At 37.5% G+C, this 25,032-nt stretch carries 26 protein-coding genes; 5 read left to right on the forward strand and 21 right to left on the reverse strand.

Annotated features, from left to right (window positions below):
• Positions 1-170 precede the first annotated feature (170 nt).
• Positions 171-4,844, reverse strand: a complete 4,674-nt coding sequence (locus tag ACFVS2_RS20865) for an OmpL47-type beta-barrel domain-containing protein (RefSeq protein ID WP_390237202.1) — start codon at positions 4,842-4,844, stop codon at positions 171-173.
• A gap of 798 nt (positions 4,845-5,642) precedes the next feature.
• Here ACFVS2_RS20865 and ACFVS2_RS20870 point away from each other — a divergent pair.
• From ACFVS2_RS20870 to ACFVS2_RS20890, 5 genes are all read left to right on the forward strand, one after another.
• Positions 5,643-6,158 carry a hypothetical protein gene (locus tag ACFVS2_RS20870; RefSeq protein WP_390237204.1) on the forward strand — a complete coding sequence of 172 codons (516 nt, stop codon included), beginning with the start codon at positions 5,643-5,645 and terminating at the stop codon, positions 6,156-6,158.
• A 22-nt stretch (positions 6,159-6,180) separates the two neighbouring features.
• Positions 6,181-6,480: a helix-turn-helix transcriptional regulator gene (locus tag ACFVS2_RS20875; protein WP_390237206.1), complete on the forward strand. Its 300-nt coding sequence runs from the start codon at positions 6,181-6,183 to the stop codon at positions 6,478-6,480.
• Positions 6,477-7,016: a hypothetical protein gene (locus tag ACFVS2_RS20880; protein WP_390237208.1), complete on the forward strand. Its 540-nt coding sequence runs from the start codon at positions 6,477-6,479 to the stop codon at positions 7,014-7,016. Before ACFVS2_RS20875 ends, ACFVS2_RS20880 begins: the two co-directional genes overlap by 4 nt.
• The gene (locus tag ACFVS2_RS20885) at positions 7,013-7,522 is read left to right on the forward strand and encodes a hypothetical protein (RefSeq protein ID WP_390237210.1); all 510 of its coding nucleotides are present in this window, start codon (positions 7,013-7,015) and stop codon (positions 7,520-7,522) included. Before ACFVS2_RS20880 ends, ACFVS2_RS20885 begins: the two co-directional genes overlap by 4 nt.
• Before the next feature lie 212 nt (positions 7,523-7,734).
• Complete coding sequence (locus ACFVS2_RS20890; RefSeq protein ID WP_390237212.1) at positions 7,735-8,148, forward strand: cell division protein SepF; 414 nt, start codon at positions 7,735-7,737, stop codon at positions 8,146-8,148.
• A gap of 430 nt (positions 8,149-8,578) precedes the next feature.
• Here ACFVS2_RS20890 and ACFVS2_RS20895 read toward each other — a convergent pair whose 3' ends face one another.
• The 20 genes from ACFVS2_RS20895 to ACFVS2_RS20990 form a co-directional block, all read right to left on the reverse strand.
• Entirely contained in the window at positions 8,579-8,842 is a 264-nt protein-coding gene (locus ACFVS2_RS20895) for a hypothetical protein (protein WP_390237214.1), read from the reverse strand.
• Positions 8,843-8,844: 2 nt separating this feature from the next.
• On the reverse strand, positions 8,845-9,297 hold the full coding sequence (locus ACFVS2_RS20900; protein ID WP_390237215.1) for a hypothetical protein: 453 nt from the start codon (positions 9,295-9,297) through the stop codon (positions 8,845-8,847).
• Between the two features lie 34 nt (positions 9,298-9,331).
• Complete coding sequence (locus ACFVS2_RS20905) at positions 9,332-10,105, reverse strand: hypothetical protein (RefSeq protein WP_390237216.1); 774 nt, start codon at positions 10,103-10,105, stop codon at positions 9,332-9,334.
• 142 nt (positions 10,106-10,247) lie between these two features.
• Positions 10,248-10,967: an MjaI family restriction endonuclease gene (locus ACFVS2_RS20910; RefSeq protein ID WP_390237218.1), complete on the reverse strand. Its 720-nt coding sequence runs from the start codon at positions 10,965-10,967 to the stop codon at positions 10,248-10,250.
• 199 nt (positions 10,968-11,166) lie between these two features.
• Positions 11,167-11,535: an ASCH domain-containing protein gene (locus ACFVS2_RS20915; protein ID WP_390237220.1), complete on the reverse strand. Its 369-nt coding sequence runs from the start codon at positions 11,533-11,535 to the stop codon at positions 11,167-11,169.
• Positions 11,536-11,550: 15 nt separating this feature from the next.
• Positions 11,551-12,069, reverse strand: coding sequence for a DUF262 domain-containing protein (locus ACFVS2_RS20920; protein WP_390237221.1), 519 nt, complete (start codon positions 12,067-12,069; stop codon positions 11,551-11,553).
• Positions 12,070-12,083: 14 nt separating this feature from the next.
• Entirely contained in the window at positions 12,084-13,037 is a 954-nt protein-coding gene (locus ACFVS2_RS20925; RefSeq protein WP_390237223.1) for a hypothetical protein, read from the reverse strand.
• A 94-nt stretch (positions 13,038-13,131) separates the two neighbouring features.
• Positions 13,132-13,671 carry an aminoacyl-tRNA hydrolase gene (locus ACFVS2_RS20930; RefSeq protein ID WP_390237224.1) on the reverse strand — a complete coding sequence of 180 codons (540 nt, stop codon included), beginning with the start codon at positions 13,669-13,671 and terminating at the stop codon, positions 13,132-13,134.
• A 14-nt stretch (positions 13,672-13,685) separates the two neighbouring features.
• The gene (locus ACFVS2_RS20935; RefSeq protein ID WP_390237226.1) at positions 13,686-14,525 is read right to left on the reverse strand and encodes a hypothetical protein; all 840 of its coding nucleotides are present in this window, start codon (positions 14,523-14,525) and stop codon (positions 13,686-13,688) included.
• Positions 14,526-14,543: 18 nt separating this feature from the next.
• Complete coding sequence (locus ACFVS2_RS20940) at positions 14,544-15,593, reverse strand: 5'-3' exonuclease (RefSeq protein WP_390237228.1); 1,050 nt, start codon at positions 15,591-15,593, stop codon at positions 14,544-14,546.
• Positions 15,594-15,993: 400 nt separating this feature from the next.
• On the reverse strand, positions 15,994-16,326 hold the full coding sequence (locus tag ACFVS2_RS20945) for a hypothetical protein (protein WP_390237230.1): 333 nt from the start codon (positions 16,324-16,326) through the stop codon (positions 15,994-15,996).
• A 575-nt stretch (positions 16,327-16,901) separates the two neighbouring features.
• Positions 16,902-19,496, reverse strand: coding sequence for a metallophosphoesterase (locus ACFVS2_RS20950; protein WP_390237232.1), 2,595 nt, complete (start codon positions 19,494-19,496; stop codon positions 16,902-16,904).
• On the reverse strand, positions 19,490-20,770 hold the full coding sequence (locus ACFVS2_RS20955) for a class I SAM-dependent methyltransferase (RefSeq protein ID WP_390237234.1): 1,281 nt from the start codon (positions 20,768-20,770) through the stop codon (positions 19,490-19,492). The genes ACFVS2_RS20950 and ACFVS2_RS20955 overlap by 7 nt, the downstream gene beginning before the upstream one ends.
• Positions 20,771-20,989: 219 nt before the next feature.
• Positions 20,990-21,406: a hypothetical protein gene (locus tag ACFVS2_RS20960; RefSeq protein WP_390237236.1), complete on the reverse strand. Its 417-nt coding sequence runs from the start codon at positions 21,404-21,406 to the stop codon at positions 20,990-20,992.
• 13 nt (positions 21,407-21,419) lie between these two features.
• Complete coding sequence (locus ACFVS2_RS20965; protein WP_390237238.1) at positions 21,420-21,908, reverse strand: hypothetical protein; 489 nt, start codon at positions 21,906-21,908, stop codon at positions 21,420-21,422.
• Between the two features lie 222 nt (positions 21,909-22,130).
• Positions 22,131-22,556, reverse strand: a complete 426-nt coding sequence (locus ACFVS2_RS20970) for a hypothetical protein (RefSeq protein WP_390237240.1) — start codon at positions 22,554-22,556, stop codon at positions 22,131-22,133.
• Between the two features lie 190 nt (positions 22,557-22,746).
• Entirely contained in the window at positions 22,747-22,995 is a 249-nt protein-coding gene (locus ACFVS2_RS20975; RefSeq protein ID WP_390237242.1) for a hypothetical protein, read from the reverse strand.
• 86 nt (positions 22,996-23,081) lie between these two features.
• The gene (locus ACFVS2_RS20980) at positions 23,082-23,804 is read right to left on the reverse strand and encodes a tRNA(His) guanylyltransferase Thg1 family protein (protein ID WP_390237244.1); all 723 of its coding nucleotides are present in this window, start codon (positions 23,802-23,804) and stop codon (positions 23,082-23,084) included.
• 353 nt (positions 23,805-24,157) lie between these two features.
• Entirely contained in the window at positions 24,158-24,526 is a 369-nt protein-coding gene (locus ACFVS2_RS20985) for a hypothetical protein (protein ID WP_390237247.1), read from the reverse strand.
• 36 nt (positions 24,527-24,562) lie between these two features.
• Complete coding sequence (locus ACFVS2_RS20990) at positions 24,563-25,015, reverse strand: hypothetical protein (protein WP_390237248.1); 453 nt, start codon at positions 25,013-25,015, stop codon at positions 24,563-24,565.
• Between the last annotated feature and the right edge of the window lie 17 nt (positions 25,016-25,032).

Consider the following 25,032-nt stretch of genomic DNA (forward strand, 5'->3'; position numbering starts at 1 on the left):
TTCCTCAAGCTCCAGCAAAAGAGCACATTTCTTATCTGAGCATACATGAATGAAAGATACAGAGAGTTGAAAAGACATTTAAATTATACAACCTTAGAGTAATTTTGTAAAATATATTTTACTTGTGAACAACAAAAGGCGGGTTTCATCTCCCGCCTCAACGTTGTTTTCTATTTCATATCTACTGCATCTATACGAGTTTGAAATGCCGATTTAACACTACCATTGACTAATTGATCAACTGATTCCTGTGCTTTCTTTTGATAGGCACTATAACGGTATTTTTCATACATCGCTACTGTTTTCTCAGCTTTTTCAATCAATGGTGTTTGTTCAACAACACCAGGATCTTTTAGTTTGTCCATGCGATTCTGCAATGCATTTTTATCTGCTCCCGCTGGTAATTGATCAACTGCTTCTTGCGCAGTTCTGATATAAGGATCTCGCTTGTACTTCTCAGCGGACTCTACTTTTTTCGTTGCGTCAACTACTTGCTTTGCTAATGCCTCTGCCTCCAATGCACGTTTCACCGCTTCTACACGGGAGATTAAAGCATCTTTACCTGCTCCTTCGGGTAAAGACATAATCGCTGCTTCAGCATCAGATAGGTACGGATTGCGTTTGTACGTTTCAGCCTTCTTCACCTTAGCCTCTGCCGCTTTATACTCAGGCGTATGGGTAGGATCAGTTGGTTGCTTCTCTGGCGATACTGCATTCAATCGTGCAAGTAGAGCGTCCTTTTCTGCTCCTGCTGGCAAATCAGTAACCAATTTACGAGCATCGGTTACATAGGGATCACGTTTGTACATTTCAGCTAATTTTACTTTATCTGTAGCTTTCTTGATTTTTTCAACAAGCAGTGGATCCTTTACTCCTTCTCCGGAATCCGTATCTGCAATAAGCGCATTCATTCGTGCGACCAATGCTTCTTTTTCCGATCCTGGAGGAAGGGCGTTTACAACTGTCCACGCATCTGTCAAGTAAGGATCACGCTTCATTTCCTCGGCCTTCGCCACTTTCTTCTTTGCGATATCCAGTTGTTCACTTAACAGCTTATCCTCAAGCTGTTTTTTGACGACTGTCAAACGATCAACCAGAGTTAGTTTTTGAGGAGATTCAAAGACCTTGTTTATCGCTTCTTCTGCTTCTTTAACGATTGCTGTAGTTGGATTTATTTCTGCCATTCTCACCTTGGATTGTCCCATGTTTAAAGCGGCATCATAACGATCCAGTCGAATGTGTAGTCCGTCTTGGATTGATCCTTTTGGTAATTTACTAACTTCGATACGAGCAAGGTTGATATCTGATTGCAAATGTGTCTGCTCTGCTTTACTTACAAGATCAATAGTTTCAACCACTTTTTGCACAGCATTTAGACGTTGCATTAATTGTGATTTAGTGGATGTATTCTCAACTTTTTCAACCATTTCGATTGCCCTTGTAAAATCAGAAAGAGTTAGAGTTTTTTCTGTCAATACAACATATTTGGTTGCATCCACAATGACTTTTACTCGATTGATACGTTTGATCAATTCTTCTTTGCTGTTCCCTTCTTTTAGATAGTAAATCAATACATTTGCTCGATGTATATCATTTTCATCAAGTGTGTTTTCCGCTTTTTCAACTTGCTCCAAAGCTTTGCTATAACCGTTTACTTTATTCAAATGTTCAATCAAGCGATCTTTTAGTAATCCATTTTCCATCCCAAGTACATGTTTTTCCAATTCTTCGATGATATTTACTGGACTATTCTCGTTTAAATCAAAAACTTTTTCTATCCACTTGAGTTGTTCATTAATCGAATCGATTTTTCGCTTGGCTTCTTCGGTATTCAAATAAGACGGAAGAAATTTCGTTTTAGATTCCAGCAGCTTCATTTTGTCTTTGAAAGTGAGGATGTTATCCTTTCCTATTTCTCCAGAATTGATTTTACCTTCGATCTCGACTAACTGTTGTTCTATAACTTTCAACTCAATAGTCTTTTGAACAACTTCCAGACGATGTAACAAAATCTCTTTTTCTACTATATTAGGCAATGCACCAATTAGATCTTTTGCACGATCTACATTCACCTGATCCATGTTTTTCTCAGCATCTTCAACGGCTTTTGTTGCATTTTCAAGACCTTTCACATTAATTACTTTCGTAAGAGTTGCAACACTACTCTCATTTCCAGCCTTATCTATTGTTTTTACGTGAATGGTATACTCACCATCTTGAAGCGTGATAGGTGTGGCGTATGCTGACCATTGACTACCATTAATCTGAATCAATGTTCGATGAACGCCAGAACCAATATCAGTTCCTGGTGAAACCATTAGCACATTTCCGTTTAGTGTTATCGAAGGTGTTGTCGGGTTTGTCTTGTCAATATTTGTGATCGTGATGGTTTTCATACTTTCATTATTTGCTGCATCCTTTGCATAAACGGTGTATATTCCATTTGCTGAAACCTCAAATGTATTCCCTCTAAGAATTGTGCCACTGTTTGCAAAGAAGCCTACATTCTGATTACCAACCGCATACTTCTGAACTATCACTCCATTTTCGTTATCAGTGATGTTCACACTTACTGTAATACTTTGATTTGTTGGATCTGTTGTTGAAGGAACTAATGCAATCGACGGTGGTGTTTTGTCAACATTTTTCACTTCAATCGTTTGAATTGTTTCGTTACCAGCATTATCTTTGACATAAACACTATATGTCCCATTTAATGAAACCTTGAATGTATTACCGCTAATGACTGTTCCACCTGATTCAAAGAAACTTGCACTCTGTATCTCAGGTGCATATTTCTTCACAGCAACACCGCTCATTGTATCATCACTTGAAACTAATATTTCTGCATCAAGATTAGACGGCGTTTGGTTAGTAGAAGTTAGCGATACGACTGGAGCAGTTTTATCGATCTGTACCAACTTTGTATGAACTGATGAAATGTTTCCAGCTTTATCAATCGCTCTTGCACTTACTGTAGTAATTCCTTCTGTTGTAATAGAGAGTGGTGCGTTATAAATTGTCCAACCTACCGTTGTTGCTCCGCTTAAACTGTATTCAATTCTCCCTACACCAGACCCTCCAACATTATCTCCATTGTTTTCAATGGATACCGTTTGATTATCCTTTTGCCATCCACTCTTACCTGTAATGGATGGGATATTTGGTGGAGTTACATCGGCATTTACGGTGCCAATCGATAAATAGGACGTTGCTACACCAGACTGATTTATCGCTCGAACAAATATTCCATAGTCTCCACCAGTTAATCCTGAAAGAGAAATATTCGCAGAAGAAGATGTTGACTCTCCATTTTTCACAACAACGCCAGAAGAATTGCGAAGTTCATACTGATACTTGGTTCCTGTCGGATTTCCATTTGGATTCCATGTTACATCTAATACGTTACCGTTACGACTAAACTCACCTGATATTAGAGGATTAGCCAAAGTGACAATCGTCCCTTCTGCTGAATAAGCAGTATAGACATTGCTTGTATTTTTAGCTCGAACTTTATACATATATAGGGTATTTGGGCTTAAACCTTTTACATTGTAAGTATTTGAGTTGCCTGTATTAATCGTTGCATTAGAATTTGTAGTATTAACCAATTCATATGTCGTTGTATCTACGTTTCCTTTTTTATCCCAGCTCACAGTCATCGAGTTATTTGACACATTCGAAAATAATGGTTGTCCTGGAATCGAGAAGTTATTAACTATAAATGTTCTGGAATTTGCAGACGAAACGCCACCCTTATTATCCATCACCCAAACTTGAAGTGTGTGCTTACCATCAGCCAAATTGTTAGGCAAAGTATAGTTATAAGAAAAAGCTTGATTTTGTCCATTTGCAACAATCGTTGACAATACATTCTCTGTACCTCCATCAATTGCCCATTTAACTGACATCGTATCGCCGATATCTGTGTCCTTAGCTGTACCTATGATTTGGAAACTTTGACCACGATAATAAGTCTGATTATCCCCAGGCGATGTCATTGTAAATGTAGGCGTGGCATTTCTTGGACCTAACCCAACAATTACGCTGCTTTTTCGAATTGCGCCAGCTTCTATCGTTTGGGGTTCCCATAAAAATCCAGCACCTGTGTCACCAGGGCTAATGATTTGCCCAACAGTATAATTGCTTGGACTTATAGCCAAAGTATCAATATTGTTGGCACTTGTGTGATTTCCAATATATATACGATTTGCATCTACAACGTTAAATGTGTTTCGATGAAAAGCTGTTACTTGTACCCCGCCACTTGAATTGTTCCATCCATTATCCGTTACTTCAAAGGGAGATTTGTCATTTCCATTGACCATCGTATCCCAATAAAACCAGTCCCCAAAGGTTTGATTCGAACCAGATTTATTTAAGGCTTCAAGCTCTACTTTCAAATATCCACCTTCTATTGTTGGATTCACGATAGAAACTCGAAGAGTATACGTAAAATTTGCAGAAGACCTCTTCTGTACAATAGAATTTCCCTCAATCGCGAAATAGTCTAATGGCAAGCTTCCAAACAATGTCGCTGTACCATTTTCCTTTAGTGTGGTAAGTGTTGTTCCAATTTCGCTATTGGCTGGGTAAAAAACTGAAGCACCAGATGGTAACAATCTCATTCCGTATTTCCCGTCATTTTGCATAGAAATTCGAAGTTTTGATGATTGAATTTGTTTGAGAGTCTCAGAATCATTATAGATTGAAATGGTGTCCGAATTTGCATGTGCAATCATCGGAAGCGTTATTTGACTGGTAACAATCGGAGATGCCAATGCTAATGCTAATGCAATCGAAGTTAATTTTGATAATATATGTTTCTTTTTCTTTTCCTTCACAGTTCAATATTCCCTCCTCTTGATAATTATTTTTAGGACTTTATGATTATAAGTTGATAACAATAATTTATTACCGTTGTTGATTATAGGTACAACTATGATTGGTTCAACCACGTTTAAACTCATATGTACAAAAAAAAGACAACTACTTTCGTAGTGTCTTTTTCTTCTTCATGAAATTCCATTGGCAAAGCATCTTTCATTCCATTTTTCGTAAAATCAGATCCGAGCATGAAAAACCTGTCATATTCATTAATGTCCCACTGTGATCAAACAAATAAAGCGGCATGATAATGTACGTGTTCATAATGAGTTTTCACTACAGACAAAAGAAAAGGGACGAAAAGCAACTGATTCATTCTTAAACCAGTTTTCTATCAAACATCAACCAATTTAGCAGCAAGATTACAAGGCAAGGATCGCATCCTCCGAAGAAATGCTATTTATCCGTTTTGTAAGAAGTAAAATATTTTTTACATGAAAAGGTTGAAGATAACCTCGGTAACACGTATACTATATGTAACAAAATAAACAGAGTTGTCTATAGATGATCCACATCGTGATAGCTAAAACTGATTGGGTAAATCCATATGGCATCCTCATCTCTAACCGTAGAATCCAAACATAAAGTAATTTGCGTTTTTGGCGGAACTCGAAGTAATGTTCGATCTAAAAAGTTCTTCTACTCCCAACTAACTCCCTTTGCAATTCACCAAAAATGTAGTAAAGAAGACTATCGAACTCTAAAGCTAAGCACTCAGGTTAATAGAAGCTAAGCATAATAAAGGAGCAATCTATATGATTAAATTGTTAATAAATCCTCATCCCAATAACTATGTAGTTTATTGTGAAAATGAAGAAACGCTGAATGAAGTAGTAACTAAGTTCGAATCGTTTTTACAAGAAAAACATCTACGCTTATTCGTTAAAATCGGAAGAGTTATTCCGAATAAACTAAGCTTTGAATTCAAGTTAACGACCAATGATGAACAGGAGCGAAAAGACATTTTATCTTTTTTGAGTTCCTCTGAGAAAGCAACCGTTACTCGTTATCGAGTTTATGTATCGGACGGTTATTCTTCTCGTTACTACCCAACCAATGATTTGAACTTAGCCATTATACTTGCAAAATCCCTCGATAAGGAAACAGCCGTAAATATTGATGTGTTTCTTTATGAATTCTCGCCAGATACCACTAATCCAGATCTCAATGATGGCTACAAGCTATGGAAAGATAAAGCAGGTAAAACACTCGAAGAAATCATCATTTCTTCTAAAAGTGGTGAATTGGAGATACTCAATCTCGTTGAATAGGAAAAACAAAGGAGGAAGAACTATGAATTTTTCTTCAAATAGTTATCAACCAAACTATGCAATTCCACCTGGAGAAACTATTCAGGAAGTAATCGAAGATCGCGGAATATCAATTGAACAATTATCTACTGAACTCGGTCTTCATGTAGAGATTACAAAATCCCTACTCTCTGGCATAGTTAGAATTACACCTGATATTGCTTCAGGGTTAGAAACTATCTTGCAAATACCCAAAGCATTTTGGCTAAATTTAGAGCGGAGTTATAACGAAACCTTACTTCGCCTCTGGGACGTAGAGAAACAAGAGGAGGAACTAAATTGACCGTATACAAGAACGAAAGGAAACCACTCTATTTCATTTATCAAAGCGGATTCCGACAAATCTCTTTTCCTCCTCGAAATGATCATGAAATAAACTATGATGTGATAACAATTACCTCTTGTGATGACGGGGTGCTCATAACGACAGATATGGATTTTGAAATAGCAAAAGAAAAGCTCGACGAATTTGTTGGTTATCCTGTTGTTGAAATATGGTGCGATTCACATGAAATCAAAGAAGCTGGTTATTTTCGAGGAGCGGAAATAACCAGTGGGAATTATGGCGAGCGTGTGATTTCTCTAAATTGGTGGAAAGAGTCTGAGGTAAGTTATCAAAAGGGACTGTTTCTGTACTCTCATCCACTAAAAGAGACTTTTCAAATCAATGAAGTAAACGAAAACTGCTTTGTACTCCTTACTGTTGATGGAACCTTAAAACAGGAACTAAATTTGACTACTTATCGTTTTGCAAATATGGATGAACGAGAGCAATTTAAAAACAAATTAAAGTCGAAAAAGGAGGTTGCAGAATCATGAATACAATACTTCCTATCAAACGAAAAATTACGGTTATGGGTGAAAATTGGGGATGGTTTGAAATTGAAGACTGTACCGATCATTACAATATGATTCTTTCCTCAGAAGGAAAAGAAAGCGCAGATACCTACTTTCAACCTGGTATTTATACAAGTCAAGAAATTGATGCGTTAAATGGTAAACACTTTTTATTTGGTTTTATTGAAGCACTTGGTCAGAGTGAAAATTGCCCTCCTCAATTATTTGCATTGACGGAACCTCTCGCTTATCATGTGGAAACGATTAACGATAATCTTGTCATCTCTCACAATGCGAAATCAGCAGAAGTGGTAATGTCAGTTATCCAAATGCTCCAAAATACGCAATTGACCAGTAGGAAATATCTTGAGTCGTTGGATGAAGATATCGTTCAACATCCAAAGGTTACAGATCTATTTCAGCATTACTGGATATCCAACTTGAAATTAGAATCTATTGCTCAATTGCTGGAAGTGTCTCAAAAGTAATAGGTAGGATTTTTTCTATGAAGAGTGAAGCAAATACGCTTCATTCTTTTTTTACATAATCTACTTTTTTACAAGGTAATTTTCACTTTAAAAGCAGATATTGGTTTGATTCAGACTGTAATTCACTATGTTCTTTATAATTCTCTTCTGAGATTCTGAATGCTATTGTATAATCCAGTTGTACATCTACGATAATCGAAGGAGAACGACAAATGGGCATAGCCAATAAGATCATGGACTATTTAGGTTTAGGGGATGAATACGAATCAGACCAAGAACTCATAGAAGAGAAACCAAAACAAGTATCAAAGCATCGAATCGTTGAAACCCGCAATGTCATCCCTTTCCCGCAGGAAGCTACGTGGAAAAAGACAACTTGCATCCGATTGGTCGAACCGAGAAATTTTAACGATTCTCAGGATATTGCCGATTATCTTTGTCGAAATCAAGCCTGTATCTTAAACATTAGGATGCTTGACCCACATAATTCAAAGCGAATCCTCGATTTTTTAACTGGCGTTGTCTATGCTTTGGAGGGAGATATTCAACGTATAGGTGACGATACATATATATGCGTTCCTGAATCAATTAATATTGATAGTCTTATTACTACGTCGTTTATTTAATAGGAAAAAGAGAGGATCGCCTTATCATGGCTCCTCTCTCTACTGATCAATTTTTCACTCTTCTTCCTTTCCAGATAATAAACAAGCAACTCGCGAAAACCCAACTTAACACGAATGCCAGGTACTCAGCATCTTCAATCGTTAGTTTGTACATCCAAATTTGATCATGGTTTGAATGGTCATAGTAGTGAACATATGTGATATAAAAGACAGTACATAAGAAGAGCATAGCGACTAATACCGTCAATGTTTTAATTCCACGGAAGATTGCTTTTTTCATACACTTCTCCCTTTCTATTTCAGAAATCCTTTACATCTCTTTCCAACCAATAAATGATGTTTTATATATTATACTCATAAAATTGGTGTTGAAATGTCTTTTCGCAAAAAAAATAACTTGAAGAAGCGCAGACTATACGCCTCGACTACTCTATGCAGCATGAAAATTCCTATTAATCACAGCTAAATCTCCCGTATCAATACAATCTCTAATCTTCTGGACGATTCCGAATACTTGGTTTAGATCGATAAGTTTTGGATCTCCTTCATAAATAACCAATCCACGATAACCACGAATGGTTGCCGTGAATCGACGAATCGTTGAGATCGAAGTTTCTTGGGATACATCTACACTTTCTGTGACCGTGGCACCAACAATACATTTATGACGAGCAAGTATCTTCCATTTCCTCATCTTTATGATACCTCTTGATAATAAGTTTTGTAAGGAATTTTAAACTTCGAGCAATGCTCCGTCATCTTCTTCATGATTTCCTTATCCGATTTACCACACTTTATTAACAGTTGTTCGATTTCCTTTGCACAGGATAACTTGCAAGCTGCATCGTATTCTTTCCACGTAGAATACCCTTTGATTTCATCAAGGTGTTCCATTACATGATAAGCATCCAGTGACCAATAAACTTTTGCGCCCGTTACTTGATGAATGAGTTGAGCCTCGACATCCGTCTCTCTCTGCGCGGGATGGAGTGTACCGCTGTATTCCCCCCAATAATATGGCAATCCAATCACCGAACGTGCGAGTTTTGCTTTATCCTCGTTTACCTTCCGTTGCGCTTTCGCTCCTTCAGCCAAAATCGCAATTGCACCAGTCAAACCTTCCAAACGTCGCTTCAATGTTGTTTCCATATCAACAACTCCCTTTATTCTTAATTTAATCCTCTTATAATTTTGTTTCAACAAATAGACCACGTTTCTTTATATGCATTGAAAAATTATCTTCTGATAGAATACGAAACAAATTTTGATCACGGTTGTCGATTCTTTCACGAAGTTCTTTCGCATTTTGAATAAAGAGTTCCTTATCAAAAAGATCAAGATTTCCTTCATACGTCAGAAGACTTCCCCATCCATGTACATTTCTCACCTGAAATATTCGTAAATTTTCATTGCTTTTTTTTACAAACTCGGAAATTTGCATTCTCCAAGCCCAATCGTGATACTCCACGACTTTCCAGTTTCCCATTTCTAAAGCAACCTTTTCTTCAAATTGTTCATGAATGAGGTGATCAATACTAAATTGACTGTATGGATATCTCAATTCCAACTTTGGGACTTCACAATACACGGCTCCTGCTTCTCTTGCCAAAAGCATACGTCCTACTACTTCATTCGCGTACCCCCAACTGAGAAATGATCCACCCAGCACATTTATACACCCCAAAGTGTGCAGATAAATCTTTCCTTGGTCATTGTAAAAGCCAGCCACTTCATGAATCGATCCATCTTGACCTTTTACAAGCATGATTGGCTTAATATCTTCTATGTCTCCCCTTTCAACTTCAACTTGCTTATCCCTATGATCATTCAACGCACAAACGACATTGCCGTTCTCTAATTGTTCCAGAACTACGAGACGTGGACAAATCTCATGTAAATCTTTATGGTTATACTTTTCATTAGAAACCTCTTCTTTCAACGATACAACCTGCTTCATATAAAAATCCTCCTTAAAAGAAGTAGTAAAACCACCTTTTTTCTATAAACTCTATATTCTAAGCAGTTTCAATCGCAATCATCATTCGGATCGTATTATTTTTTCATAAAAAAAGCCCCGATAATATCAGAGCGAGCTTTCTCTATGCGGCTTGTTGTGTATTTACGAAGGTCATTAACTTTTCAATCACTTCCTGATTGAGAACTGCTCCATCAATTTTGGAGTATACATAAAACACAGGAACTCCTTTTTCTTTTTCATACAGTTCATTTTTAGCTTTGTTACCGAATTTTGCCTTTAATATTTCTGGCGATGATCCTTTTTCATAACTAAGTGGTTTAATCTGTAATGCGCATACTAAAATTGAACCGTGAAACACCTCATAATCAATCGCATATTTATAATCAATTGCCCCATCTACCTTACAGAATGAGAAAGTCGGAAAGAAATTCTCCAATTTTTGGATCGTATTTTTCTCTCTCATAACAACACCATTCCAGGTTTCTCCCATTACACGATATTTGACCATATAAACACATTCGGCAAGTGTAATCCCCAAAAGGTTTCCTCGTTTTTCTAACTCAGCATACATCTTCTCACCCAATTTCTTTAATTCTTCCTCTGTTCTTCCATAGTTTAGATGTAAGTCCTTTGTAGAACCGTTCTTTTCTATTAAAATCAGACGTTCTCTCCCTGACTCATAGTAATAATCTCTCCACTCTTCCTTAGCGGAAAAAGACCGAGATTCAATGAGATTTGTTACATAACCAACAGACATAGGGCTATTCATTTTCATTGCATTCCACATTGCGTTTGTAGATCGAAATTTTTTAGCGTCAATCTGGTTGTGAAATAGATCCATGTGTGTCCAAGCTCCTTTATAGTAAAACTGTTTATAGTCAACAATCCTTGTTTGTTGTTTAAAGTCAACGTAACAAAAATCAAGACTATAATCTATAAAGGAGTGGTCGAACTACGTTCGAGCTTTAGACAACAAAAAAGAGAGGTCTAATTGACCTCTCCCTAAAATTTTCATATTTCAATTTAATATAGCTGTAACTTTACGAAGCACGTTCAATCTCCATATCCACCTGTTGATTAAGATTGACCCAAATAACCGCGCCTTGTGGATGCACATAGGGGATTGGAGTTTGTAATCGTATTGCATTCATTAGCACCCAAGCATGTATGGTTGAATAGGGAGCTACCCCGCAATCTTGAATACAATGTTCATTGATTGCCATCTGGTAGTCAAAAAGTGACAAACTCTTACAATCAACTAACTCTGCTGTTCCGACCACTAACCCTGTTCCACTTTGTATAAGAGCAATCTTCCCTCTGATCTTCGTTTTTGACCCACGAATTTCCCAAACCTTTTTTCCTTCGAGAATGAGGTCTATCCAAGGAGATTTAATTACCAATCCTTTCATGTTTGACCCTCCGTTTTATTCATTCTCAAGTAAACCTCTCACACGTTCCAGCTCTTCTTGAGAATGAACTGTTCCACCAGCATTCAGTTGTAAATACCATTCCAGCACGTCTTTTCGCTCTGCAAGGTTGTTCACATGAAATTTAACTGTGAAGCGGTTTAATCGAATCGGATCTTCATATTCCGAAAAGTAATACCCATAAACTTTGATCTCATTGTTAATAAACCGGGTAATAGCTGTAACACGTTGGAGTCCGTCAACACAAACGAATACACCATCATCTTTTTCTTGATAAGTTTCCCATTTTGTATGATTGAAAAGAATGTCTCGACCCGAACGACCCTCTCGCAACAAGAACTCAACATAATTTATCTGCTGCTCTTCTAACCAAACATGCCCTCGCTGAAAATCTGGATTTAATACAAGTCCCAATTCTTCTTCCCATTTCTGAACCTGATCGGGTAAAGAAGAAAGCGGTACATCAATTCGGTAATTGCCATAGTCATGAAAAGGCTTAATGTCTTTAAATTTCATCTGTCATTACTCCTCTATGCTATTTTTAATTTTGCAATCTTCAGCATATCCTCATTGGTAAGCTTAATCTCAATGCGATCATCCCATTCCCATATTCCCCACCAAGTGCGATACATATAATACGTAAGGCTTATGATTTCTTCGATTTTTTGTGCCAATTCATCATCATTTAAGTATGCTATGTCCGATTGGGTGATTCGAAGTTCACTCTGGTAGAATCGGAGTTGTTTCAATTCCGGTGGATCACCAGGATGATGAATATCAGTAGCAAGAAAGTCTCCAGGATGTTTGTCCATGACGTTCAACACACGCTCAATCGATTTTTCCAATTCCAAACGTATGCGAACTTGAGGATGCTGACCCATATAGATACTTTGATCCGTCAAGAATCGTAACACTCGTCCCATTTCTAAACACATTGACACAAGAATTCCTCGACTTGGTTCTTTTACTTCGGCTCGTTTTCCAACAAAAACCCAATCAGCTCTTGTTACAGCCCCAACAAAATTTACTGTACCGCTTACTTTCATCCGACTATTACTTACTTTTGGAACTTTTGCGTAAACAAGTATAGGATGAGGATCTCCATCATGGGTTTTCGTTACTTGAACCTCGCACCCATTCCATGTTTCAACTGTATTTGTTGCTCGGTATACCTCTCCATGCTCGCCATATTTGAGAACATCCCATATTTTCAACGGTTCCTTCGTCCCAAGTTCTTTAGCATCAAAAATGGTATCTTGAATCCATTTTTTCATATCTTCTAATTCACTCCGACGATGAACAGCAATCATGTGCTCATTTGTTTTTCCTTGTGCATCCAAATCTGGAATTATTGAAGTCAGCTTGTCGATTCGATTGTCAACTTCATTTCGAATTAAACAAGCTTTATGAACAGCATCAATTCGTTTCAATTTGTGATCCCATTCTTTTTTATACTTCACTTTATTGGCATCGGGATTCGTCATTACTTATACCCTCCCTCTATTCCTAAGTAGCATTGTATAGCGGCTAAGTTAACCATCGATGAAATTAATATTTTCAACGGAATCCGACGACTGTTTATAGAAGTTGGAACCGATTCGTTAACTTTTTCATCTGATATTTTGGCATTGGATAATAACCAATACATGTAAGAGAATCAGCAGGAACTTCTGTCAAACCATTGTCTCGATTATAAAACCAGCCTTGATCCATTAGTTTTAAAAGCGCCTTCTCTTTTCCCGACAAAACAATGATTTTCCGATCCTTACTCTCAAACCAATCTTGATAGTAGCGCACGCTTTCTTCGCCAGAAGCATCTCGTTTCGAACAACAATCAATGATTTTTGCCTGAACATGAGCGATCTGTGCTCCAATTTTCCCTGGAGACATTTTTAGATCTTTGTTAACAATAAAATACTGAACTAAATCTGTTTCAGATTGATATTTTTGATACATTTCTGTCAATAGAGTTGCCAACGCAACCACATCAATAGTAGTGCTATAAAGACTTTCACTCTCACGTAGTTCAATTAACCCAACATCTTTTAAGGTTTCCAAATCTTCTTTTGTCAATAACTCCAGATGATTTACCAGCCAATCAAGTTCATGTATGTTCATTGGTTTCGTTCTCCTTAATACAATTTGTGGCGATTGAGTTCCAACACATACCCGAATTCTTTAAAAATTGGCAACAAGCTTCTTATCAGGCGCACCTTGCTGGCTTCTAAGGAAATTTCATCTTGGACACTTATTCTATGGACTTCATCTCGCCTCTTCATCCATTCAAGTTGACTTTCTAATTCCAAAATTCTTATGTTCATCCCTTCAATTATTTTCTTTTTATTGAATGGAATACTTACATGTTCAATGATTTCGTCCCAAAGCATCCTTAGACTCTTTTCATGTAGATTTCGATAATGATTTCGAATATATTCGTGTGGTTTATCGATCCACTTCTTATATTCTTCGAGTTTTAGAGTCAATGCATCGTACTCTTCTTTTTCTTCTCTTTCGCACTGTAAATACGCATCACGAATTTGCTCTTCTTGTCTTACCTCATCTCTAACACCATAGTATTTCTCTGTAATACTAAATTGAATCAATTCAGCATCTTTGAGATAGATCGCAAATATAGATGGATAAGTATTAGGTTGTCGAACTTCAACACGAATCTCTTCTTGTATTCCGTGAGCTTTAGCCCATGATTGAACAAACTGATTGGTTAAATCGGCAAGAAATACTTGAAAATCATGAACTTGAAGCTTCGTTTCGCCAGATACATACCGATTCATAATCTGCGAAGATAAACCCTTTAAACCAAGAAATTGATGTGAAGAACTAAATATAAGTTCAGGTACTATAATTGCCTTCTCTAAAAATTCTTGTTGCTTAGACAACTCGTTTCTTACGTCCTCTATCGCTTGAATAAAAAACGTAGAGGAGAGAACCTCTCGTCTCTCCCTCTGCCGCATTTTCTTATTCTCCTCTCATTATGCAGTTTCTTTCAATTCGCTATCGGAATTATCCAGCAAGCTTTTGAACGCCAATTGTTCAAATATTTTTCGTTTCCCTTCTTCATTGATACAAAGTACTAAATCATCAAGCGTGGTTCCGCTTATTTCTTTTTCATCGATATTCTTTACAATAGTAGCAAGCTTTTTACTTAACAAAGCGGCTTCCTTGCCTACCAATTCGTCATCAGATGTCTTCATCAATTTTGCTGACGGATTTTGCTTGATGCCAAGTGATTTCATCATCACCTTTACATCTGCGTCAGCGGTATTTTCGAGATACTCATAAATCCGTTCCACTGTTCCGAATTCTTGCAACAGCGGAACAACCGATTTCTCCCCCACGCCTTTAACACCTGGAATATTGTCTGATGTATCACCTTCAAGAGCTTTCTTGTCTACGATTTGCTCAGGACGAAGCCCGTAAAACTCCTCTACATACATCGGGGTAAACTCAAATACACCGTCAGGCAAATGAAAGTCTTTGATATTAAGTCCAACCTCTTTATACATTTCTTCTGATTTACTTGTGATATACCAAAGACGGACTCGCTCATCTACCAATTGAAGGGCATCCTGATCTTTTGTCAGGATATTAACTGGAATTTTTTCTTTGAAATTCGTAGCAAATGTGCCAATGATATCGTCTGCTTCATACTCGTCCAACACAAACTGTGGTATGCCCATTTCTTTTAACACTTCTTGTGCCAATGGGAATTGGCTTTTTAGTTCAGGTCTTGTTTCTGGACGGTTTGCCTTGTATCCAGGGTACAATTTGCGTCGAAAGGTATTCCGGCTCAAATCCCATGCAACAGCGACATGAGAAGGACGTTGATTGCGAATGATTTTAAGCAATGTTCGCATCATAGCAAATACCCCATTCGTATAAACCCCATCAATTTTCAACAACTTTTCCTTGGCTTTTTCGTATTCAGCTTCGGTCTTTGCCATCTTGTATGCCATTGGCATATTGCCAAAGAAGCTTGTTGTTAGCAAAGAAGATCCATCAATTATAAGTAGAGATTTCATAGAAATCGTCACTCCCGTCTTTTTGTCACTTAAAGTATACTATAGTCAACGTAATTTATAAAATATTTTTTACGCTATCTTACAAAACATGTTTTTCCGATAGGAAATTCTCGTCAATTTTCCTTGTACAAAACCAAGATTTACGTAGAAACGATAAAGATCGCCTGTACAAGTTCCAAGTGCGTCCGAAGCCTCCAGAACAACGTCTTTCTTCATCCGATGAGCGCACCATAGAATCTTCCTTATCCCAGAAGAACCGATTCCTTGCTTCCTCCTTTTCTCGCTAATTTCTATGACCGTTATATAGAGAAATGTATCGGTTTCGTATGCCTGTACATCCGAAAATTTTTAGAGAAATAAACGATCTACACGATTCTACTCACTGTGATCTCTCTGTATTTCAATCTCTCTCAATTGACTCTTTAGTATCAATTCGATCTCTATTCTGCTCAACTGGCTTATAATCTTTCATCCATCCAAGTGACTTTGCAATCGCAAACGTCAGCAAGGCTTGTCCATATTGCCAGAACCTTTCTCCTGCAACTTGAAATGCCTCAAAATCATTCGTGGATCTTGCTCGTTCCCTCTCTTCAATTACATCTTGAATAGAAACATAGACCATATGAAACAATTCGTAGGGTGCTTTATTGATTAATGTAAGTTCTGTTTCATTTGTGTGAGAAAGCAAATGATCCTTAGCCGCTTCCTTCAACATCCTTTCTTCTACTCTCACATCTACATCGTCCCTTCGGTTGAAAAATACCTAATTAACCGTTATGAATCAAGTCATAAGGCGTTCGAGCACGTTCGACTGGTAAGAAAAAAGCTTCCGTTTGTGGAAGCTCATTCTCCTTTTTTAAAACAACCAAGCGCCTAAGCCTAATCCAATCACTCCACCAACCAGCCAACCCGTAACAAAGTAGGCAACAATGGCAATTGCATTCATTTTGTTCATATAAAATCCCCCTTGTCATATAAAGGCTCAATAAAATGATCGCTACTTACAAAAAAATGATCTCCTTCTATGTGTCATTAACCCTTTATAATATTCACATGCCTATAATTGATTCAAAGATTGAATGATAGACATTGTATGTCTTGATGTTAAGCACTGAAAGTTTCATTGCCGTTGTCTTATTAACCGAATAAGTCTCTTTGTGCTAAAGCTTCGCTTTATCTCTCCCTGTACTAAGTGTCATAAACACCTTTTATATCAAATCTATACATGATATACATGACTACTAAAAGATTGCTTACAAAAAAAGACCAATCCCACAAAGGAATTGGTCTTGCTGTTTATTCTGCCTTTTATAACCGTGGATCAATTTCAGATTCACGACTTGTTTCAAAGAGCATATTCGCTACAACTTGCTGATAATCTCGATTTGACATATCAATGGAATCAATGGGGAAAGACAACATTTTCTTCCCAATCTCATGCTCATTGATCGAAGTCGCAAGTTTTTTACCGATCCTCTTTTGAGAAAAGAGACTGCCGTATTTGTGAGGGAACGTGTAATCATAACCATAGATGATTCGAAGATATTCGGTGTTGCGAACCTTAATAGCAGGAGCAACTCCTTCTTTCTCGATCTCTGGTTTCACAACGACTCCTTCCATCTTACGATCCGTTGTCAATGTTTGATAGAAAGCATTCGCTTTCTCAAAATAGTTTGGATCTGAGAAGTCTACTACCAGATATTCATCATCGGAAATCATGGCAAAGACTTTGCTTGTTTCCACAGAAGGGAATACTTCGGATCCATCCTCTGTAATGGACTTCAACAAGGCGAAAGGTTTGAAGCTTAATTCAGCTTCTGATCCATACAATTCAACCTGCTCATGATAGAGCTTATATGCTTCCTCATGGGCAGACAATGGATAGTAGCTATAGAGTACGTCTCTCACATGTTTGTAATTTCCATATGTGGATTCGCCGTATTTTGCAATGAGTTCCTTCTTAGAAAGATTGTGCTGATCTTTAGAGAAATCCGATTCTTTGTAGGTATCGAACAAAGCGACTGAACTTTCTTCAAAACCATTTTCTTTGAGGAATTCTATTTCCCCTGAAAGTGCTACGTCCATTACTTTAAATTCTCTTTCGATTAGACCTTTTCCTAAAGCCATCCACGGGAGCAACTCGCCATCCAGAATCATCATCTTCCAAGAATTTTTCGCCATCACGCCTGCAAATTTATCAATCAAATCTGCAAAAATTCCTGTAAGATCTACATTCCTGATTTTGTAACCATTACGTGAAACAGCATAGGATTCTTCTACCGTTTTACCAAGGTACACGGTACAACGAGAACCCATGTATTTCGGCTGTAAAGTAACTTGTTGTACCCCTTTAGACTTGAAGTATTCAAGACCCTTTGACAGGCTTTCAAGCTCACCCGTTTCTTCATTTTTATCCGCTGGACTGATTGTACCAGAGATAAAGTTAATCTTGTTTCGCAAGACAAACTGGAGTCTGCGTCGGTCGTCATCATTCAATGCATCCAAGGAGACATTTTCCTTTTTTCGTTCGAACAATCCAGGCAGCTCTACAGGTTCAACAGAAGACCCTTCAACTGACTTGAAGAAGATTTTACCGCCTCCAAATGAGACACTCAGTAGACGATTTCCGTAAACAGAGCCTGTATCAATACCCAGTTTGTTTTTCAAACGAATGCCATTCTTGGATGCAATATGTCCAAAAATGTGATAAGGATGATTTGATACCGCTTCTTTCTGTAAGAAATGCAGTTCCTCTTGTAAGTCCTTTTGCCGATCAAGTGGAAGATTCCGCTGTTTTCTGAGAGAAGTGCTGTCAAGTTTACCCAAATACTTATTTGCGCACGGTGCGTGAGTCACATAAAAAGAGTTCTTCCTCACACCGATATAGCGATAAAACTCAATAGAGCTTTCGACAAGCTCATAAAACATTTCCCTGAGAGGCTCATCCTTTTGTAATACTTCGATTGAGGTGAACTGTGTTTGAATCAGCTCCTCCTCATAGTCAGAAGCAGACAAGTCACCTTTCAATACCTTGTATACAAAGTTCTCATGATTTCCTTTCACCAGCTTAATAAACTCTCGATTCTGAGATAGGAAACGAATGATCTCCTCGGTATTCTTTCCTTTGTCGATGAAATCCCCTACCAGGATCGCAACTTGCTCCCCGTACTTCGGATTTGGACTGAGTTTATCTCCTTCTAAAGAGAATCCCTTTTCTCGGAACAGCTTTTTCAAAGCATTTACATCTTCGTGAACATCGCCGACAATGAAATACTCTTTGTCAGCGGGAAGAATCGCCTTCATATATTCATCTAAGTTTTCGATTTCAACTTTATAACTGACGTTCGCTTTAAAATCTTCATTCAAGAAGTCTTTGCTTTTAATGCGATGAACTTGACGATATTTCCCTTTCCGCAAGCTTGCCAAAACTTCGCTTCTCAGACGGCGAACATCTCTTGAAATAAGAGCACGGTTTTTTGTCTCTGCTCGATAATATTCTTGTGTGTCCTTATAATCGAAGAGGATTACTTCTACGTTGTAGTTGTTTAGCTCCGCAATTTTGCATACTTGATTTCGGAACTCCTCTGACAATCCCTTTGTATCCACGATTACAAACTCTGCATTAATCGGGAACGAAGTTACTGCTCGCAGTTTCTTATCCAGCAAATCAAACGCTTGCTCACTTGCTTCCATCATGATTGAATCATGCTTGTCATACGCATATCCCAGGATATCTCGGCGAATCTCATCAGAAGAGATTACCTGTACGTTTGTTTGGAAGTTCTTCGTTGGAACGAAAACTTGCAACTGAGGAACAAGCACCTCTTGCGCGAACGTTGATTTCCCACATTCTGTCGGGCCTACAAGAATAAAAATGGTATGAAGAGAAGTTTTCATTAGCATGTCACCATCGACTCCTTGTTTTGTTTTTGAATGATTACACCTTGCGTTGTCTGAATTCCATCTACGCTATCACCAATACCGAAGAATTCACAAGTAACAGATGTTCCACACAATTTCTTGATCCAGGTTTGGAATTCGGTTGTAGTCATTTCCCATTTATGATCATCATGACGAAAACCCTCAAGTGCGTAGAACTGGTTAAATTCAGAATTTGGCGTTGTCACGATCAATTGATCGAAATCTACATTCTCAATGATTTGAGTAAGCAAAGCTGAAGATTCCTGAACTTCCATATGTTCAACAACTTCTGTCAAAATGATGTCTACCTTTTCCTCATTATAAGATTCAAGGAAAGCATCAATTGATCCAAAGGTAATGACGTTTTCCATTTCTGCTTTCCGCACTTTTTGCTCGACGATGGCTACCATTTCCTCATTTACGTCGATGGCGTAGTAAAAATATTCGCCCAGATTCTTTGCAAATGGCATCGCATAGAATCCTTCCCCGCAACCAATATCAAGAATTGATTTATCAAAATTGAGGAGAGACTTGATTTTATCCCGACGTTGAATGGCTGTGTTACCAAACTCAAGGTTAATTTGGTTACGATTCGTAGACTCCAGATCCTGTTTGTACTTTTTGAAGCGACCACGATCTACCAAAACATTTCTTCCAAATAAATAGCGGATAAAGAACGGAGCGTCCAGACGATTAATCACAGTGAGATACTTTTTAATGATGCTATCATTAACATCAAGATACTCGCTCGCAAAAATGGCAAGGAACAACGAGAGCAGGCTGACATAATTCAGTAGCTCGTGGATACTCTTCCTTGTTTTAATAAATAGAGAGTAACTTTTGTTTGCTTTTTCAATAGCCTCCAGATGGAATTCAGGAAAATTATCCTGAAAAAAGCGAATGTAACGAACATGTTCAACATTTACCAATGGAATATAAATTTCGTTCTCATAACCATCGATATCCTGATCACTCTGTTTCTTTAACGGTGTATCAAAGAACTCATTCACAATGTTTAGAATAGCCAGAGGAGAACGATACCGTGAAGTATTCAAATACTCAAATTCATCTTTTTCTCTTTGATACGAGACATCATTGTCAGCGTCTTTAAAATAAACACTGTATGAGCCTGGGTTACTGTACCATCCATGTCCTATACCTTTACGAATTTCTTTTAATATCATTCCAGTTGCAGGATTCTTTCGAATTATGAAAGAAAAATCAGGATTTGTCGAAGTTAATTGAACAATCGCCATAGGTAACATCCTTCCTTAACACGAAATTGTATTGTTTATAAACAACATTATTAACAATCTTACCATATTTCTTTCTTACTTTCCTCCTCAATTGTGTTTGAACGCGTACACTCCTTTTTCGTTAAGTTGATCTATTCTATTCAAAAACTCGCTCTTCCATAAAAAGAATAAAAAATAGAGGCGACTCTTGCAGAGTACACCCCTTAATAATGTTTCGTACTAAACCGCTTCTTGTTCTTCGACTTTCACTTGAATGCCTTGTAAGTAGTCCTTATAAGTGTTGTGAAATATCGTATCAGGATACACTTTTTGAATTTGGATCTCATCTCGTTTATCAGAACGATTGAATGCTCCATTTTGTAGTTGATATACTGCCTTTTCTATTGCCTCTTCTGATGTCAGGTTATGAAAAGTCATATGTCCAGCTCCAGATGCAATAAAGTCCACGACATATGTTTTTACACCATCTGTGCTTGTAAGATAGGCATAATAATTTTCAGCCAGCTCCCACTTCCTATCGGGAATTCGTTCCTTCATTTCTGCTCGGTTTTTTTCCTCATCATGAGAGAATAAATTCACTAAAAATGCAAAGTGCCGAACAATATTGACTTCCTTTTTGTTCAATTTCAATTTCACTATCATCATCTCCTTAATGCGCATATGCCTCTTTAACATGCTTTCCAGCGATTGATTTAGCAGTTTGAAAATGGTCTATCATGCTATGAACAGTTTTCCCTGCGACATCAACTCGAAAACGCTTCTTTGCTCCTAAGAATCCTTGATCCTCAAACGCGATGATGTCTGCACTATGTACGATCCCATCTACGATTGCCCAAGACATCCATCTGTTTTCCGTTGTTTTCTTCGTAAGTACCTTAATTTTCCGTGCACCTAACGCCCACCCAAACTTATCCAGATTATTTCGCACCATCCGAATGATCCAAAACCATTCAGCGTTTTCATGTTCTTTTCGAATTTCATCATCAATCGCAAACCAACCCTTTGAAGGAATTCGATTATGTTTCATTTGTTCTGTAAACCACGTAATCGTATCCTCAGAGGATAACCCTTCTGCTTTACCTTTCAAATTTGCTTCATTTGCAATAGAAATAATGAGTTTCTTCTGAGCTTTCATCATGCCCAATCACTCCAATATAAAATAGTTTTTGAAAACACCTTTTTTATAAGCATGTAATATCCTATACATCAGTAATGGTTTCGATAAAATGGCGACAAATAAAAAACGACTGATTCTTTAAAGAACCAATCGTTTAATCTCCTGTTAATTAAGATGTCTAACAGTTTCAGTTGCTCTTGAGTGAAGATGACTCACCAGTTGATAGCGATCCAACACGCCTTGTTAAATTGAATTTGTTTGTTTAGATTTTTCAAGGATAAAGTAACTCCCAATGTACTCGTTTTCACTTTTCCAAACTGTGTATTTCTCGTTAGGAATAATATGTTTGAAAAAAGTGTAAACCCCCATAATCAAAAGACGCCGTTGCTCTCTCTTGGTGTAGCGCTGGAACCTCTCGACGTAGTTCTGAAAAATCCTTGCCGAAAGAGTGTGATCTCCATATGAGGAAAAGAAAAACCATAGATCGAATTTCAACTTTCCTTTCACTTCAATTGTTGCAACGTGATAGTTTCTTTTCGCCTTCTTGATACAACAAGGATTGACTTTTATGACTTCGTTATTTAGGACATACTCTCCGTCTCCGCTCCGTAAGAACCATGAGTGATCAAGAGCGGGGACATCCTTCATTTGTACATCTCTTACGAACATTTACAATCCTCCTTATCACCCTTGTTAAATAGTATCAATATGGTGGATCGCCAATCCTCCGTCATACATTAAGACTGTCCAACAATCCACACAGACGTATTTTCTTGTTCAAGTCGTTCGATGTATGATTTTGCTGTTCTGGCTATTTCCAACCTACCATCGAAAATCCCTTGAATTACACGATCTTTCTTTACGTAGAAGCATCCTCCACAATTGACCAACAGTCATAGTTTTGTTGTTCAATTAAGATATCAGTTAGAATGTTTGGATTTGTTTCACCATACGCAGTCACAAAAACCAACTGCTTTATTTTATCCTTTGGTGGATTATCGAGAGTTTGACTTATCCATTTAATTTGACAGCCATTATCTTTAATGGCTTTCATTCCATAATTTTTAGCAAGGATTTGCAATGCTTCAAACAGATTTAAGTTATTCATTCTTATGACTCCTTTACTTATTTAGCGTTATCTCAATTTCTTAAAACAGAAATCTCAGTTTTACCACTCCAGATATTCTATTTTTCTTATAAATAGACGTAACGTTCGAGGTATTCCCTCTCCTGACTAAATATGGGAGTTTCATAATCTACATCCCATTTATATCGAAGTGCAGTTCTTCTGTAGAATGGTTGCTTGATGATGCAAACACCCCTCTTTTGCCAAACCGGAAGATTGTTCCAATTAATTCCTCTTTCCAGCATCAACTTATCTTGCAATTCCTTTCCATTCAATCCTTGTAGTTCTCCATGAGGAAAGTTTGATTGGGCAACCATTGAAATACTATTTTTTGTAGCATCATTTTGTCGCCAGAGGAAATAATTCGCAACTTCATCTGGTGGTAATACCCAAGCACGACTATCAAATGTTGCAAGTTTCCCTGTTTTAGCAAGCATGATTTCATTGAATTTTGCTGTAGCTAACGATGCCGAAACAGACACCATTTTTTGCAAATTGTTTTCAAACCATGATTGCGAATTAAGTTTGTCGTAATTAGTTATGAGCAATGAAATTTCATCGCTCTGATGATAAACAACTTTGCAACCCATAATATTGCTTGCCAGGTACTTACTTGTTTCCCAGAATGCATGCGCCAAATCTTCATCGAAGGGCTTATTCATCTCTTTGGTATACGTATGAAAATGCGCTCCATCGATTCGAATGATAACAGGCATACGTATCGGCAAATAATAACGAGAAGCATTTTCGTACCGTTTCATCCGATTTGCATAACTATCTCCCTTTTTCATATTCATTCTCCTCCTGTTTGCTTGTTAGATAAAAACACCTATTTAATAAAACATTTCATATCTTATTCAACAGCTCTCTTAACGATAAATCACGATACAAAAAAGCAGACTGCGTGAACTAACACATTCTGCCTTTTACCTTACCCTTTATCAAAGTCAATGATTTGTTCTCCATTATCAATTCTTTGAATTGACACACCCACAGCTAAAGCAGTTGGATTCGGAAGTGATGAAACGCTAATCCATTTCTGTTCAGCGAGTATGACCTTCCGTTAAGAGCTGTGCCATCATCTCATCCTACCAAAAGAAAAGTCAATTAGCGACAGCTAACTGACTGATATTTACCCGTCTTTCTAATTCGTTTCCTTCATTTCCACTTCATACGGATCTTTGTAACCAATCTCTTTCAGTCTTGCCAATACAATTGGCTTCATTGAATCTCGACTCATGTAGGGAATCGCTACAGTTCGACCAGCTGCAATAGGAGACGAGATGACCAAATCTCCTGTTATCAGATCTTGAATCACTGTCCCATTTCCTAAATTATACAAGGCAACACCATTAGGCTTTCTATCTGAACCAGCTTGATTATTTGTTTCTGTTTTTTCTATAGAAGTATCAGGAACTTTGTTTTCCTTCTTATTCGAGGACATTTCATTAATGGATCCACAACCATTCAAAAATATTGTCAACATTACAACACCTAAAATTACTTTCTTCATAGTCATCCTCCTGATTTAATGTCTTAGTTATGAAAGTCAAGATTTTTCTATATTTGCAAACTTATTGGCTGGGTCGCTTCCACTTAAATAAGTTTGCCGTTCTATGATGATCGTTATTTGATCTCCAGTGTTTATCCTTTCTTTGCCTTGATCAACCAACAAATAGTCTATTTCTTCGAAGAGCATATTTGTATCTGATGAATAATTACCTCCATCTTCAAGAGATAAGAAATACTCATCCTTCCACTCGTTGTGACGCAGTTTTCCTGAAACAATATCTCGTACAACTTCTCGTGCCCGACCTTCATCTTCTTCGATCTCAATAAATCCCCTTTTTAAAAGTGACTCCGTAAATACCATTACAGCCCCACGATCATAGATCTCCATCATGAGATAATTACCTTTTGTCGGATGTCCAATCCGTATCACTTGCCAATAGATAGAACGAATTCCTTGTTTCGATATGACTTTGAACTGTTTCATATTCATTAAACTTCCCTTCCCGT

The organism is Brevibacillus sp. NPDC058079, assembly GCF_042885155.1.
Lineage (GTDB): Bacteria > Bacillota > Bacilli > Brevibacillales > Brevibacillaceae > Brevibacillus.

Bases quoted from the DNA above. Each gene is read 5' to 3' on its own strand.
- ACFVS2_RS20875 (WP_390237206.1), top strand. From the start codon at position 6,181: ATGAATTTTTCTTCAAATAGTTATCAACCAAACTATGCAATTCCACCT.
- ACFVS2_RS20885 (WP_390237210.1), top strand. From the start codon at position 7,013: ATGAATACAATACTTCCTATCAAACGAAAAATTACGGTTATGGGTGAA.
- ACFVS2_RS20965 (WP_390237238.1), bottom strand. From the start codon at position 21,908: ATGATGAAAGCTCAGAAGAAACTCATTATTTCTATTGCAAATGAAGCA.
- ACFVS2_RS20970 (WP_390237240.1), bottom strand. From the start codon at position 22,556: ATGTTCGTAAGAGATGTACAAATGAAGGATGTCCCCGCTCTTGATCAC.
- ACFVS2_RS20940 (WP_390237228.1), bottom strand. From the start codon at position 15,593: ATGAAATCTCTACTTATAATTGATGGATCTTCTTTGCTAACAACAAGC.
- ACFVS2_RS20950 (WP_390237232.1), bottom strand. From the start codon at position 19,496: ATGCTAATGAAAACTTCTCTTCATACCATTTTTATTCTTGTAGGCCCG.
- ACFVS2_RS20930 (WP_390237224.1), bottom strand. From the start codon at position 13,671: ATGAACATACATGAACTTGATTGGCTGGTAAATCATCTGGAGTTATTG.
- ACFVS2_RS20890 (WP_390237212.1), top strand. From the start codon at position 7,735: ATGGGCATAGCCAATAAGATCATGGACTATTTAGGTTTAGGGGATGAA.
- ACFVS2_RS20905 (WP_390237216.1), bottom strand. From the start codon at position 10,105: ATGAAGCAGGTTGTATCGTTGAAAGAAGAGGTTTCTAATGAAAAGTAT.
- ACFVS2_RS20920 (WP_390237221.1), bottom strand. From the start codon at position 12,069: ATGAAATTTAAAGACATTAAGCCTTTTCATGACTATGGCAATTACCGA.
- ACFVS2_RS20870 (WP_390237204.1), top strand. From the start codon at position 5,643: ATGATTAAATTGTTAATAAATCCTCATCCCAATAACTATGTAGTTTAT.
- ACFVS2_RS20900 (WP_390237215.1), bottom strand. From the start codon at position 9,297: ATGGAAACAACATTGAAGCGACGTTTGGAAGGTTTGACTGGTGCAATT.
- ACFVS2_RS20915 (WP_390237220.1), bottom strand. From the start codon at position 11,535: ATGAAAGGATTGGTAATTAAATCTCCTTGGATAGACCTCATTCTCGAA.
- ACFVS2_RS20955 (WP_390237234.1), bottom strand. From the start codon at position 20,770: ATGGCGATTGTTCAATTAACTTCGACAAATCCTGATTTTTCTTTCATA.
- ACFVS2_RS20975 (WP_390237242.1), bottom strand. From the start codon at position 22,995: ATGAATAACTTAAATCTGTTTGAAGCATTGCAAATCCTTGCTAAAAAT.
- ACFVS2_RS20935 (WP_390237226.1), bottom strand. From the start codon at position 14,525: ATGCGGCAGAGGGAGAGACGAGAGGTTCTCTCCTCTACGTTTTTTATT.
- ACFVS2_RS20925 (WP_390237223.1), bottom strand. From the start codon at position 13,037: ATGACGAATCCCGATGCCAATAAAGTGAAGTATAAAAAAGAATGGGAT.
- ACFVS2_RS20985 (WP_390237247.1), bottom strand. From the start codon at position 24,526: ATGAAGAAAGTAATTTTAGGTGTTGTAATGTTGACAATATTTTTGAAT.
- ACFVS2_RS20980 (WP_390237244.1), bottom strand. From the start codon at position 23,804: ATGAAAAAGGGAGATAGTTATGCAAATCGGATGAAACGGTACGAAAAT.
- ACFVS2_RS20910 (WP_390237218.1), bottom strand. From the start codon at position 10,967: ATGGATCTATTTCACAACCAGATTGACGCTAAAAAATTTCGATCTACA.
- ACFVS2_RS20990 (WP_390237248.1), bottom strand. From the start codon at position 25,015: ATGAATATGAAACAGTTCAAAGTCATATCGAAACAAGGAATTCGTTCT.
- ACFVS2_RS20895 (WP_390237214.1), bottom strand. From the start codon at position 8,842: ATGAGGAAATGGAAGATACTTGCTCGTCATAAATGTATTGTTGGTGCC.